The sequence below is a fragment of the Candidatus Polarisedimenticolaceae bacterium genome (genome assembly GCA_036275915.1).
Classification (GTDB): domain Bacteria; phylum Acidobacteriota; class Polarisedimenticolia; order Polarisedimenticolales; family DASRJG01; genus DASRJG01.
This window is the reverse complement of record DASUCV010000009.1, coordinates 345,473-358,475: the sequence shown is the minus strand read 5'-3', so window position 1 is coordinate 358,475 and position 13,003 is coordinate 345,473. Positions and strand designations below refer to the sequence as shown.

At 68.1% G+C, this 13,003-nt stretch carries 8 protein-coding genes and 2 pseudogenes; 8 read left to right on the top strand and 2 right to left on the bottom strand.

Going from position 1 to position 13,003, the window contains the following annotated elements; genetic code table 11:
• The first annotated feature begins 7 nt into the window (after positions 1 to 7).
• The 3 genes and pseudogenes from VFV19_08510 to VFV19_08500 all read left to right on the top strand — a co-directional run bounded on the left by VFV19_08510 (position 8) and on the right by VFV19_08500 (position 1,932).
• Positions 8 to 244, top strand: a pseudogene (locus tag VFV19_08510) (thrombospondin type 3 repeat-containing protein).
• 556 nt (positions 245 to 800) lie between these two features.
• Positions 801 to 1,424 carry a murein L,D-transpeptidase catalytic domain family protein gene (locus VFV19_08505; GenBank protein ID HEX4824341.1) on the top strand — a complete coding sequence of 208 codons (624 nt, stop codon included), beginning with the start codon at positions 801 to 803 and terminating at the stop codon, positions 1,422 to 1,424.
• 10 nt (positions 1,425 to 1,434) lie between these two features.
• Positions 1,435 to 1,932 carry a cupin domain-containing protein gene (locus tag VFV19_08500; protein HEX4824340.1) on the top strand — a complete coding sequence of 166 codons (498 nt, stop codon included), beginning with the start codon at positions 1,435 to 1,437 and terminating at the stop codon, positions 1,930 to 1,932.
• 4 nt (positions 1,933 to 1,936) lie between these two features.
• On the opposite strand, the gene VFV19_08495 is transcribed toward VFV19_08500, so the two are convergent.
• Positions 1,937 to 3,616: a hypothetical protein gene (locus VFV19_08495; GenBank protein ID HEX4824339.1), complete on the bottom strand. Its 1,680-nt coding sequence runs from the start codon at positions 3,614 to 3,616 to the stop codon at positions 1,937 to 1,939.
• Positions 3,617 to 3,692: 76 nt separating this feature from the next.
• On the opposite strand from VFV19_08495, the gene VFV19_08490 reads away from it, so the two are divergent.
• Together VFV19_08490 and VFV19_08485 are read left to right on the top strand one after the other, a co-directional pair.
• Positions 3,693 to 4,622, top strand: coding sequence for an NAD(P)-dependent alcohol dehydrogenase (locus VFV19_08490; GenBank protein HEX4824338.1), 930 nt, complete (start codon positions 3,693 to 3,695; stop codon positions 4,620 to 4,622).
• A gap of 22 nt (positions 4,623 to 4,644) precedes the next feature.
• The gene (locus VFV19_08485) at positions 4,645 to 5,466 is read left to right on the top strand and encodes a methyltransferase domain-containing protein (GenBank protein ID HEX4824337.1); all 822 of its coding nucleotides are present in this window, start codon (positions 4,645 to 4,647) and stop codon (positions 5,464 to 5,466) included.
• On the opposite strand, the gene VFV19_08480 is transcribed toward VFV19_08485, so the two are convergent.
• Positions 5,467 to 6,867, bottom strand: a complete 1,401-nt coding sequence (locus tag VFV19_08480) for a hypothetical protein (protein HEX4824336.1) — start codon at positions 6,865 to 6,867, stop codon at positions 5,467 to 5,469.
• Positions 6,868 to 7,077: 210 nt separating this feature from the next.
• On the opposite strand from VFV19_08480, the gene VFV19_08475 reads away from it, so the two are divergent.
• From VFV19_08475 to VFV19_08465, 3 genes and pseudogenes are all read left to right on the top strand, one after another.
• A complete protein-coding gene (locus tag VFV19_08475; protein ID HEX4824335.1) occupies positions 7,078 to 8,703 on the top strand; it encodes a pitrilysin family protein in 1,626 nt (541 codons plus the stop codon).
• Positions 8,703 to 10,178, top strand: coding sequence for a pitrilysin family protein (locus tag VFV19_08470; protein HEX4824334.1), 1,476 nt, complete (start codon positions 8,703 to 8,705; stop codon positions 10,176 to 10,178). Before VFV19_08475 ends, VFV19_08470 begins: the two co-directional genes overlap by 1 nt.
• Positions 10,179 to 10,247: 69 nt before the next feature.
• Positions 10,248 to 12,917: pseudogene (locus VFV19_08465) on the top strand (hypothetical protein).
• The last annotated feature ends 86 nt before the right edge of the window (positions 12,918 to 13,003 follow it).

The window sequence follows — 13,003 nt, the reverse complement described above, 5'->3', positions numbered from 1 at the left end:
CGACGGCGACGGCATCCCGAACGCCTGCGACAACTGCCGGTTCGTGGCCAACGCCGATCAGTCGGACAAGGACCACGACGGCATCGGCGATGCCTGCGACAACTGCGCCGCCGTCTTCAACCCCGCCCAGCAGGACACGGACGGTGACGGCGTCGGCGACGCGTGCGACAACTGCAAGACCGTCCCGAACAGCCACCAGGACGACAACGATCGCGACGGCGTCGGCGATGCGTGCGACAACTGCGTCCTCGTTCCGAACGAGACCCAGTCCGACATCAACCACGACGGCATCGGCGACGCCTGCGACACGAAGGACGGTCTCATCTACATCACCGGCTCCGATCTCGGGAAGGACTACCTCGAGTGGCAGAAGGAGTCCGGCTATACGGCATGGAACGTCTACCGAGGCTCGCTCAGCACGCTCAAGTCGACCGGCGTCTACACGCAGACGGCAGGATCGAATCTGCTCGCCGGCCATCTGTGCGGCCTCGCGAACCCGTGGTACGACGACTTCACGACACCTCACGCCGGTGGAGCGGCTTTCTATCTCGTGACCGGAGTCGCGAACGGCGTCGAGAGCAGTCTCGGCACGATGAGCGACGGAACGGTTCGACCGAATACGTCTCCCTGCCCGTAAGGGCCCACACGCAACGGCCCCGGGATCGTTCGCCACCCTACCCCCCCTCCAAGGCGAACGGTTCCGGGGCCGGACCTTTTTCCCCGGGCGCCCGACATTTACGGTTTCGAAAGTCTCCGGAAAGCGTGACGCGGGCGCGCTCGCGGCCTACCATTGAACCGGGATGAAGAAGCGTGTGGGGATCCTCCTCGCCCTTGCGGTCCTGTGCGGGACGGTACGCGCCGCCGACCGCGAGAGCGCGATGCTCCAGCAGGCTCCGGAGCTTCACGCCGACGCCCTCCATGCGGCGCTCGCATCGTACGATTGCCTGAGCGAGGAGGGCGCCGCGAAGCGCCCGGTCCTGAGCGTCATCGACTATGCGCTCCCCTCGACGGCGAAGCGCCTCTTCGTGTTCGACCTCGCGGAGGGGCGCCTGCTCTACAGCGAGCGCGTCGCGCACGGCAAGAACTCCGGCGACGACGTCGCGACGTCGTTCTCGAACGCCGACGGAAGCCTCATGAGCTCGCTCGGCGCGTTCGTCACCGAAGGCACGTATACGGGCGACAACGGCTACTCGTTGCGCCTCCGCGGCACCGAGCCGCTCGTCAACGACCGGGCCGAGGCCCGCGCGATCGTGATGCACGGCGCCGCCTACGTCAGCGACGCCTCCGTGAAGATCCTCGGCCGCCTGGGGCGCAGCTTCGGCTGCCCAGCGATTCGCCTCGAGATCGCGCACGCGCTCATCGACCGCATCAAGGACGGCAGCGTGCTCTACGCGTGGCATCCTTCGGTGGCCGTCGCGCGCTAGAATCCCCCGCATGATCAAGGAGCGCGACGGCTGGTTCGTCGTCAACGTGAAGGACGCGCGATGGACGCGCCGCGGTGACTTCTTCGGGCCGAAGGGTTCTTTCGAGAGACCCGGCGATCCGTTCCCGCAGGTCGGCATCCACGTTTACGTGCTCGAGCCGGGGAAGCCGAACTGCCGCTATCACCGCGAGGAAGCCCAGGAGGATCTCCTCGTCCTCTCGGGGCGCTGCCGCCTTCTCGCGAACGGAGAAGAACGGCTCCTCGAGACGTGGGACTTCGTCCACTTCCCCGCCGGCGTCTCTCACGTCGTCGTCGGCATGGACGAGCCCGCCGCGGTCCTCTTCATCGGCCACCGCCAGGACCCGGAGCCGGCGCTCTTCTATCCCGCGAGCGATCTTGCGCGCCGCTACGGCGCCGAAGCGCCGGAGCCGACGGAGGAGCCGGCGGTCGCGTACTCCGACACGCCGCCGCGCGCACCGTCGCCGCCGCCGCGCTGGCCGGTGAAGTGACGGGCTACCGTCCGGCGATCGGTGTCGCAGCGCCCTCGAGGTACGCCCGCGCCTGCGCGATCTCGGGCCGCGTCCCGTCGCCCGGCTTCGCCAGTTCGAGAAGCCGCGTGTAGTAGTCGCGCGCCTTGTCGGCCTTCCCCGCGCGCTCGGACGCACGCGCCGCTCCGGCGATCGCACGGTAGCGCTCGGGATTGAGCATGAGCGATTGCTCGTAGGCCACGAGCGCGTCGACCGGCCGGTCGATCTCCAGGTAGAGATCGCCGAGCAGCTCGCGCACCGGCAGGATCGCTCCCGGGCTCACCGGGTGCTTGCCGAGCGCATCCTCTTCGTCGGCGGCGTAGCGGAGGAACGCGATCGCCTCGTCGGTTCTTCCCTCGCCCCACGCGAGCCAGCCCTTCACGGCGAGCTGCTGCAGCTCGAGCTGCCGGCGGAAATACGCCGCCGCGGGGTCGGTGCTCGCGTCGTGCAGCTCCTGCATGCGCGTGAGCGCGCGGCGCGCGCCGTCGAGATCCTTCGTGCGCACGCGTCCGAGCGCGTGGGCGTACTCGACGTGCGCCGCATCGAACGGGAACTTCTCGACCAGCTTCGGGTTCGGCGGTGGGAGCGTCGCCGCCTCGGACCACGCTTGCCGCTCGAGCGCCAGACGCGCGGGGACGGCGCCGGCCGAGTAGGCCACGGCGAAATCGACCTCGGGGTAAGTCCTCGGGATCGCCGCGACGCGCGCGGCGACCTCGCGCGCCTTCGTATCCTGCGCGGTCTGCAGGTAACCGTAAGCCAGGTAGTCGAGCGCGTGCAGCTCGTTGTAGTTCGCCGCGCCGGGGTGGTACTTCGCCGCGTACTCGCGCGCGGCGTCGGCCGACGCCAGGTTCGCCTCGATCGACTTCGACCACATCCCGAGGCGCGTGTAGATGTGCGACGGCATATGGAGCGCGTGCGGGACCTGCGGCGCGATGCTCGCGTAGTAGTCCGCCGCGGCGAGCCCCTTCGACGCCAGCGTCGGATAGTCGTAGGCGTGGATCAGGTAGTGCACGAGCCCCGGATGATTGGGATGCGTCTTCCAGAGCGCCTCCAGGATGCCGGCCGCTTCGAGCTGCGTCGGGATGTCCGCCGGCGTCGGGCTCGCCTTGATGAGGGAGAGCGCGTAGAACGCCGCGGCCTCGACGTCGTCGGGGTACTTCTCGTGCAAGCTCAGGAGCGACGCCGAGAACGACGCGCGGCGCGACGCGTTGTCGGTCGGCCCGTGGCAGCTCATCCCGGGCGGGCCCGAGGCGTTGTCCTTGGCCGCGCGATAGAACGCCGCGGTCGACGCAATGTAGTCGTGCTCGCGCGGGGTCACCTTCGCGACCGCCTCCGCCTTCTCGACGGCCGCCAGCCCCGCTTCGAGGTCCTTCGCCGTCGGCGGCGCCCAGATCGGGTGGTAGTACGACATCGCGATGCCCCACTGCGCCATCGCGCAGCCGGAGTCCTTCGCGGCCGCTTCACTGAAGAGCCGTCGCGCTTCTTCATAGAAGAACGAGTGGAGCAGCGCGACGCCGCGGATGAAATCCGGCTGCGCCTTCGCGTTGCACGACGTCGGGAAGTCGACGGTGCCCACCTTGCTCATGTCGCCCAGAGACGGCGTCCCGGCCCACGAAGGTGCGACGAGCACGAAGGAGACGGCAGTTGCGGCGACGATCCGGAGCATGGCCGAAGGCTACGCCCCGCACAGCCTTCTGCGCAATTCCAGAACTGAAAGCTTCGCTCGCTCGTAAGCACGACCGATGAAAGCCGTCGTCTGCACACGGTACGGGCCTCCCGAGGTCTTGCAGATCCGAGACCTCGCCGATCCCGTCCCGCGCGGCAGCGACGTCGTGATCCGCATCCGGGCGACGGCCGTCACGCCGAGCGACTGCTTCATCCGGAGCGGAATTCCCGCCTCACCGCTGCCGGCGCGCGCGATGCTCCGGCTCTTCGTGGGCTTCACGAAGCCGCGTCGCGCGATCCCGGGCGCGGTGCTCGCAGGCGAGATCGAGACGGCCGGCAAGAACGTCACGCGCTTCCGCGCTGGAGACCGCGTCTGGGCGTTCACGCTCATGCGCATGAGCTGCTGCGCCGAGCGCATCCGCCTCGCCGAGAAGACGCGCCTCCTCGCTCTCGCCCCGTCGAATCTGTCGCACGACGAGGCCGCCGCCATTCCCTACGCCGGCTTGCTCGCGGGACACTTCCTGGCGAAGGCCGACATCCGCAAGGGCGATCGCGTGCTCGTCTACGGGGCGTCGGGAGCCAACGGAACGACCGCGGTGCAGCTCGCGAAGGGGCTCGGCGCCCACGTCACGGCGGTCTGCAGCACGGCGAACCTCGATCTCGTGCGATCGCTCGGCGCCGACGAGGTGATCGACTATGCGAGGGAGGAATCACCCGGGAGCAGACGCTTCGACGTCGTCTTCGACGCCGCCGGGCGGAAGAAGACGTCCGCGCTGAAGGAGGCGTGCCGGAAGGCGCTGACCATCGGAGGACGAGTCGTCTCGGTCGACGACGGACTGACCTGGCCCCGCCGCGACGACATCGAGCGGCTCAAGGTTCTCGTGGAATCGGGGCGGCTGAAGCCGGTCATCGACCGCCGTTACCCGCTCGAGCAGATCGCCGACGCGCACCGCTACGTCGAGCTGGGACACAAGAAGGGAAACGTGATCGTCACGATCGGCGGTTAGGATACGGGCCCGCGAGGTGAACGTGAGCGACACAGGAACCAAGGAATACGCCCTCGGCACGAACGACGCCGAATTGGTGCGTCTCGGACTGCAGCACCGCATGTGGAGCGGCGCCGCCTTCGCGCTGTGGGAGCGCGCCGGCATCAGGGCCGGCCACACGGTGCTCGACCTCGGCAGCGGCCCCGGATACACGAGCTTCGATCTCGCCGGCGTCGTCACGCCCAAGGGCAAGGTGATCGCCGTCGACGAGTCGGCGCGCTACATCGAGTATCTGAAGCACCGCCAGGTCCTCCTCGCCAACGGCACGATCGACGCGAGGGTGGGGGACGTCCAGAAGCTCGACCTCGAGCCCGAGAGTCTCGACGCCGCCTACCAACGCTGGGTGCTCTGCTTCGTCAAAGATCCCGAAGCCGTCGTGCGAGGCGTGGCGAAGGCGCTCAAGCCCGGCGGCGTCTTCACGAGCCAGGACTACCTCCACTACGAGGGGATCCTGCTCGCGCCGCCGAGCAAGGCGTTCCGCCGGTTCGTCACGGTCGTCGCGGAAGCGTGGCGCGGCCACGGCGGTGACACCGAGATCGGCATGCGTCTCCCGTCGCTCCTCGCCAAGCACGGCATGAAGGTCACGGAGATCGCGCCGCTCCATCGCGTCGCGCGCCCGGGCTCGCCGCTCTGGACTTGGCCGACGATCTTCATCGAGACCTACGCGCCGAAGCTCGTCGAGGAAGGCCGCCTGACGAAGGCCGAGCACGACGCCCTCGTCGCCGACTGGAAGGCGTACGGGAGCGACCCGAGCGCCTACTTCGTCTCGCCGCCGATGGTCGACATCATCGCCGTCAAAGCTTGATCACTGCTCCGCGTACTTGATCGTCGTCGCGTCTCCCGAAAACGTCGACGGCGAGACGGTATTCAGCGTCCGGCCCGTGACGACGATCTCTCCCGCCGGCGTCAGGGCGACGTCGAGTCCCTTGTCCCAGTCGTAGTAGGTAGCGACGTCGAGGGTGACGTCCCACGCGTGCCCCGTTGCGGCGTCGAAACGGCTGGTGACCCACACGGTGGGATCCGCGAGATTGAAGTCGGTCGAATACCCGGTCGTGAAGGCGTTCCCGGCCGCGTCGAGGGCGAGCCCGGAGATCACGTCCACCGGGCGGAGGTCGAGGATCTGCGACCACACCGGCGTCCCATCGGCGAGGAACCTCGCGACGAGGCGGTCCGAGGTGCTGTTCGGCGAATCATTACTCGACCCCGCAACGATGGCGTTCCCCGTGGAGTCGGTGCGAACGAGATCGAACTCGACGTCGTTCGTGGACGGAGCCGAGAATCGCGACCAATCCAGCTTCCCGTTCGTGCCCCGGAGCTCGTACAGGAGCCCCTGGCTATGGAACGGCCCACCGAACGCCGTTCGACGTCCGCTCGCCAGGATGTTCCCCGACGGGGTGACGGCGATGTCGAAGACCTCCTCGAAGTTCAGGATCCGATCCGACGCGATCCGCTTCGACCACTGGCGGTGACCGGTAGCGTCGTATTGGATGAAGAGCGTCTTCGACTCGGAGCCCGAGGGGGCCGACGAGCCGCCGACGACGACAGCGCCAGACGACGGATCGATCGCGACGGCCGTCGCCGCTGCCAATTCATGCGCCGTCGAGAAGCGGTCCTCCCATTGAACGGCGCCGCTCGATCCGATCTTGACCGTGAGCGCGAGGCCGTCGTTTCCCGTGGTCCCGGCCGAGGTGCCGACGATCACGAGTCCACCGTCCGCGGTCACCGCGAAATCACCGAGTGTGACGAAATCCGAGGGGTTGTACGTCGTCCTCCAGATGTCGCTGCCGTCGCCGCCAATCTTGGCCAGGCGGATCGGCGCGTCGATCTCCACCCCACCGCTGTGGATCGACTCCTGCCACGCCAGAAGAACGTTCCCCGTGCCGTCGAGCCCGAGAAACAATGGGCCGTCAAAGATCGCGGGGGCGGTCGCGTCGATGGGTCGCTGCCATTGCAGCGCCCCGTTCGCGCTCAGCTTCGCGACGAGAACGCGCGCGGTCTCGGGGACGCGGCCCGCGCGCCCGGCGATGAGGACATTCCCGACGCCGTCGATCGCAATGCGCTCCCCGGTGTCGTCGCTGGGGGGAGTCGTCGGTCCCGGGTCGACCTGGGAAATCCAAACTTGTTGAACCGCTGCGCGCGCGGCGGGCGCCAACAGGAGTCCGCAGACGACGGCGAAAGCGAACGCAAGGCGTGTCGTGGGTCGCATGATGTCCCTCCCCGTTCGGATCGTTGGGCGAATCGTACGCCGAATTCAGGCGAGGGCGCTGCTGAGCCTCTCGACGAGGTCGCGTTGGTGGCGGCCGTAAGCTCCGCATTCGACTCCCGGCGGACGTAAATGGTTTAGTCCGAAATCGTCGCTCCGTTGCGTCTCCGTCCGCTTAGAATCCCCTCTTCAGAGACAGTCCGAGGAGGAATCATGATCGTGCATCGAGGGATCGCGCTCGGCACACTGCTGCTCGCGGCGGCGCCGGTAATGGCCCAGGACGTTCCCATCGTCGAGCGGACGCTCAAGAACGGGATGCGTCTCGTCATGGTGGAGCGTCACGACCAGCCGACGATCTCGTTCGGCTGGATGGCGCGCGTGGGAAGCGCCAATGAGCGGCCGGGGATCACCGGCATGGCGCACATGTTCGAGCACATGATGTTCAAGGGCACGAAGACGATCGGCACGAAGGACGCGAAGCGCGACGCGGAGCTGAACGACCGCCAGGATGCGGTCCAGGCGACGATCCGCGGGGAGCTGTCGATCCTTCGCGAGAAGCAGCGCCGCGGCGAGATCGCCGACATGATGGACCCCAAGGCGCGCACGCCGAAACTCCAGGAAGCCCTCGACGAGTTCGACCGCCTCGTGAAGGAGCAGCGCGAGCTGATCGTCAAGGACGAGATGGACAAGATCTACACGCAGGCCGGCGGCACGGGCCTGAACGCGTCGACGAACGAGGACCGCACCTTCTACATCGTCGGCCTACCGTCGAACAAGCTCGAGCTCTGGATGTGGATCGAGTCCGACCGGCTGGCGAACCCCGTCTTCCGCGAGTTCTACAGCGAGCGCGACGTCATCTTCGAGGAGCGCCGCCAGTCGCTCGAGTCGCGCCCCGGCGGTGTCGTCGACGAGGCGTTCAACGCGATGACCTGGATGGCGAGCCCGTACACCTGGGAGACGATCGGCTGGCCGAGCGACATCTCGCAGTTCACTCGGGAAACGGCCAACGAGTTCTTCGCGACCTACTACGCGCCGAACAACATCACCGCGGTGATCGTCGGCGACTTCAACCCCGACACGGCGACCGCGCTCGCCGAGAAGTACTTCGGGCGTATCCCCGCGAACCCGAAGGGCGTGCCCGAGGTGATCACGCTCGAGCCGAAGCAGCCGGCGGAACAGCGCATGCTGGCCGAGGTCGACACGACTCCGTCGTACCAGGTCGTCTTCAAGACCGTGCCCGCCGTCCACAAGGACGCGCCCGCGCTACAAGCGCTCGCCGGCATCCTCGGCGGCACGGCGATGTTCCAGGGGCGCCCCGGCGGCCCGGGCGGCGCGCGGCCGCCCTCCGGCCGTCTCAACAAGGCGCTCGTGCTCGACCAGAAGATCGCGACGCGGGCCTCCGCCGCTTCGCGCGGAATGAAATTCGGCGGCACCTTCGAGTTCGACGTCACGCCGGTGCCCGGCAAGGGCCCCGAAGAGCTCGAGGCCCCGCTCCAGGCGGAGATCGATCGCATCATCAAGGACGGCGTCACCGACGACGAGCTCGAGCACTTCAAGAACGCGACGGTCGTCGGTTACTACAACCGGCTCGAGACCAACGCCGGCATCCGAGAGACTCTGGCGCAGTTCCTCGCGGTGGGAACGGTCCAAGACTTCAAGGACGCGCTCCCGCGCGTGCAGGCGGTCACGAAGGACGACGTGCAGCGCGTGGCGAAGGAGTACCTCGTCAAGGAAGGACGCAACGTGCTCATCACGACGCGGAAGGGCGGCGCACCCCCCGAGGGCATGAGACGGCGCGGGCCTCGCCCGCCGGCCCCCACCGAGAAGGAGAACCAGTGATGATCCGCAAAGCGATTCCGGTTCTCCTCGTGGCGACCGCCGCGCTCGCGCAGCAGATTCCCGACCGTCCCGAGAAGCTGAGCTTCTCTCCGATCAAGTTCGACACCCCGAGGGTGAAGGATTACAAGGCGAAGCTCAAGAACGGCATCCCCGTCTACGTCGCGCCGAACGGCAAGGAAGGAACGCCGCTCGTGCGCGTCACGGTCTCATGGCGCGGCGGGTCGTACATGGACCCCAAGGGGAAGGAAGGGCTCGCCGCCATCTACGGCGCGCAGCTCGCGCAGGGCGGCACGGCGAAGCTCGACGCCTCGCAGCTCGAGGACCGGCTCGAGTCGCTGGCCGCGACGCTGACGAGCGCGTGCACCGACACGAGCTGCAACGTGTCGCTCACGGTGCTCGATAAGGATCTCAGCGAAGGCCTCGACCTGATGATGCAGGTGCTGACGCAGCCCGCGTTCGCGCAGGATCGTCTCGACCTCGCGAAGCGCCAGGGCCGGCAGCGCATCGGGCGCCGCAACGACGACGTCTTGTCGATCGCCGGCTACCAGTCCCGGCACCTCCTCTTCGGCGACGATCACTTCGCGAGCGCCGACGACACGATGGCCAGCCTCGAATCGATCACGCAGGGCGACCTCGCCGCCTTCCACAAGCGTTTCCTCAATCCGTCGAACTTCTTCGTCGCCGCCGCCGGGCAGTTCGACCGCAAGTCGATGATCGACGCGCTCGACCGCACCGTGGGATCGATCAAGGCCGGGCCCGACGCCAAGGTCAGCCCCGCCGTTCCCGCTCCCGAGTTCCAGCGGACCCCCGGCCTCTACTTCGTCGACAAGGACGGGACGCAGGCGGCGGTCCGCTGGGCGTTCCCCGGTATCCGCCGCAGCGATCCCGACTGGTACGCGGCGTTCGTGGCGAACCAGATCCTCGGCGGCCGCGGGTTCACGAGCCGCCTCATGAAGCGGATCCGCTCCGACGAGGGGCTCACCTACGGCGTCTACTCGAACCTCGAGCCCGGCACGTACTGGCGCGGCGACGTCATCGGCACGATGCAGAACAAGAACCGCTCCGTCGCGTACGCGCTGCGTCTCGCCATGGAAGAGATCAAGAAGCTGAAGGACCAGGCGCCCTCCGAAGAAGAGATGCGCGTCAACAAGGACGGCATCATCGAAGCGTTCCCCAGCCAGTGGGGCACGAAGCAGGCGATCGCGACGCGCTTCGCCGACGAAGCCCGCGAAGGCTGGCCCGAAGACTGGTGGGCGAACTTCCGCGAGAAGATCCAGGCCGTCAGCGCGGCCGACGTGCAGCGCATGGCGAAGCAGCTCTTCGACGTCAACAAGATGGTCATCGTCGTCGTCGGCAAGGGCGACGAGGTGGAACCGGGCGACCCCGACCACGCCGGCGCCCTGAAGGACGCGACGCCGCTCCCTTACAAGAAGCTGCCGCTCCGGGATCCGGCGACGATGAAGCCAATGCCGTGACGCGGCTTCAGGGTGGCCTTGCGCCGTCCTATTGATTCAAGGACGTCCGGGGACTAACTTTCGCCGCAGATGGGCCGCGACGACCGGCTCGACGCGAGGGTGGGGATGCGACGCGTCGCGCTTTTCACAGGCTCCCTGCTCTTCGGCTTCGCGGTTAGCGTCGCGCACGCCGACTCTTCGCGCGTCATCGCGAGCCGATTCATCGACATGGTCTACGACGCGACCCGGCAGCGCATCTACGCGACGCTGCCGACCGCGGGGGGCGACGGCGGCAGAGTCGTCCCGATCGATCCCGTCACCGGAGCGATCGGGACGCCGCTGTTCATCGGCGAGACGCCGACGAAGCTCGCGCTCTCGGAAGACGCCCAGTATCTCCACGTGGGGCTCGGGACCCCGAAAGCGATCCAGCGGATCGACTTGAACACGCTGGCGCCGGATCTCCGATTCTCGCTCGGCACGGATCCGCAGTGGGGGCCCAGGAGTCTCATCGATTTGGCGGCGGTGCCCGGATCGCCAGCGTCGGTGGCCGTCGCGACGACGGTCGGCCTTCCTTATTACCGCGTCGCGATCGACGACGGCGGCGTCGAAAGATCCGGGACCGTACAGGTGTACGGCGACGACCTCGGATTCGCGGGGTCCGCTTCGCAGCTCGATGTCTGCAACCGGCAGTCGAGCGGGGCCGACTTCACGCGCCTCGTCGTGGGACCGGATGGCGTCTCGGTCCAGGACGTGACGGGTGCCGTCCCGTGCTACGCCGCCGGCGGCATGAGGTATCTCGCGGGGCACTTCTACTCGGACGGCGGCAAGGTGCTCGACCCGACGTCGAACCGATTGAGCGGCGTGCTCCCGGGCGCCGGGGTCGTCGTCGCCGATGCCTCGCTCGCACGCGCGTTCGGCGTCAGCTCCGGCACGAGCGGTTTGACGGTCTCGGCATTCGACCTCGGCCGGTTCGTCCTGCTCGGATCGAAGACCTTCAGCGGCTCCTTCGGATCGTCGCAGCAGGTCCTGCGCTGGGGGGACGACGGCCTGGCGGTCCGGACGACGAGCGAGTTGATCCTCGTCCGCACCGCTCTCGTCCAGGCCGCGAACGCCGCGGACCTCTCGCTCGACTTCACCGGCTCTTACGGGCCGGTGACCGTCGGCCAGAACGTCACGTACACGCTCGAGGTGCGCAACGCGGGGCCGGCGTCCGCGAGCGGCGTCGTCGTGCAGGACACGATGCCGATCGGGCTGACGTTCGTCGCGGCGCCTCCGAGCTGCACCGGGACGTTCGTCGTGAGCTGCAGTCTCGGAACGCTCGCGCCGGGCCAGACGGCAACCGTCGAGATCGTCGCCAACGCGTGGAGATCCGATCGCATCTCGAACACGGCGTCGGTGACCGCGGCGCAGCCGGACGTGCATCCGGCGGACAACACCGCCACGCAGTCGGTTCTGGCGGTGGCGCCGGTGACCGGCCAGCGCCTCGGCATTGTCGACGTGTCGGCCAAGGGACTCGCCGTCGATCCCAACACGGGTTTGTTGCTCGCTAGCATCGGCGGCGCGGATCCTCGCTACGGGAACACGGTCAGCGCCATCGATCCCGAGACCGGCATCATCGTGCGTTCGCTCGACGTCGGGAGCGAGCCGCGGGCCCTCGCCGTCTCCGACGACGGCCGGTACCTGTACGTCGCGCTGGCCGGCGCGGAGGCCGTCCGGCGGGTCGACCTCCAGGCGTGGACGGCGGGCGCCGCGATCTGGGTGGGACGGGATTCGTCGTTCGGCGCGTACACCGTCGACGATCTCGAGGCGGTTCCCGGAGATCCGCTGGCGTTCGTCGTCGCGAGGAAGAGCGGCACCAATACGGGGCAGGGAATCGCCGTGTACGACGACGCAGGCGTACGCCCGCACCTCGTCGGTCCGCCGAGCAGCGACCGGATCGAGTTCGGCGCCTCCGCGGCGCAGCTGTACGGCTACGAGGCGGGCAGCTCGGGCAACACGTTCACACGGATGCAGGTGGATTCGCTCGGCGTATCAATCCGCGATGCGTTCAGCGGGCTGATCTCGAGCAGCGGCGACATCGCCTTCGACGCGGGCCGGATTTACGCGGCTCATGGCGAGGTCGTCGATCCGGAAGTGCCTCGCCGGCTAGGCCTGAATCCCGGCATCATCACCGGCAAGAAGGTGGCCCTCGATGCCGATGGTGGCCGCGCGTTCATCGCCACTGTGGGTCCGAATCCGTCGGTCCGTGCGTTCGATCGAGGCTCGTTCGCCTACCTCGGATCGATCGTGCCGCCGGGGAGCTACGGCGACCCGATCGATCTGGTCCGTGTCGGGGCGCAAGGGCTGGCCCTTGCCATCCCGCAGAGCTCCTTCGCGGATCAGGGCTTCATCGTGCTCCTCGATGCGCCGCTCGTCGCGGCGTCCGCGACGTCGGCCGACGTCGCGGTCGTGCAGCAGGACAGTCCCGATCCGGCCGTCGTGGGAGAAGACCTGACGTACCGGTTGGCCGTGCAGAATTTCGGACCGGCCGACGCCACCGGCGTCATCGTGACGGACACGCTTCCCGCCGGGGCCTCCGTCGTTTCGACGACCGCGGGATGCTCGGCCTCCGCGGGCACCGTGAGTTGCGCCCTCGGCGAAGTCCCGGCGGACAGCACGATCACGGCGCGGATCACGATCCGCATGCCGAGTGCCGGGCCGGCGGTGAACACCGTCTCGGTCGTGAGCGATCAACCGGACTCGCGGCCGCTCAACAACACCGACCGTCAGACGAATCGAGTCGTTGCCACGCCGACGGCCAACCGGTTGGCGGAGCTCGATCTGACGGCCAACGATCTCGTCTACGA

Excerpts from the sequence above, each read along its gene's own strand:
- VFV19_08505 (HEX4824341.1), top strand. The coding sequence starts at position 801 with ATGAAGAAGCGTGTGGGGATCCTCCTCGCCCTTGCGGTCCTGTGCGGG.
- VFV19_08500 (HEX4824340.1), top strand. The coding sequence starts at position 1,435 with ATGATCAAGGAGCGCGACGGCTGGTTCGTCGTCAACGTGAAGGACGCG.
- VFV19_08495 (HEX4824339.1), bottom strand. The coding sequence starts at position 3,616 with ATGCTCCGGATCGTCGCCGCAACTGCCGTCTCCTTCGTGCTCGTCGCA.
- VFV19_08490 (HEX4824338.1), top strand. The coding sequence starts at position 3,693 with ATGAAAGCCGTCGTCTGCACACGGTACGGGCCTCCCGAGGTCTTGCAG.
- VFV19_08480 (HEX4824336.1), bottom strand. The coding sequence starts at position 6,867 with ATGCGACCCACGACACGCCTTGCGTTCGCTTTCGCCGTCGTCTGCGGA.
- VFV19_08475 (HEX4824335.1), top strand. The coding sequence starts at position 7,078 with ATGATCGTGCATCGAGGGATCGCGCTCGGCACACTGCTGCTCGCGGCG.
- VFV19_08470 (HEX4824334.1), top strand. The coding sequence starts at position 8,703 with ATGATCCGCAAAGCGATTCCGGTTCTCCTCGTGGCGACCGCCGCGCTC.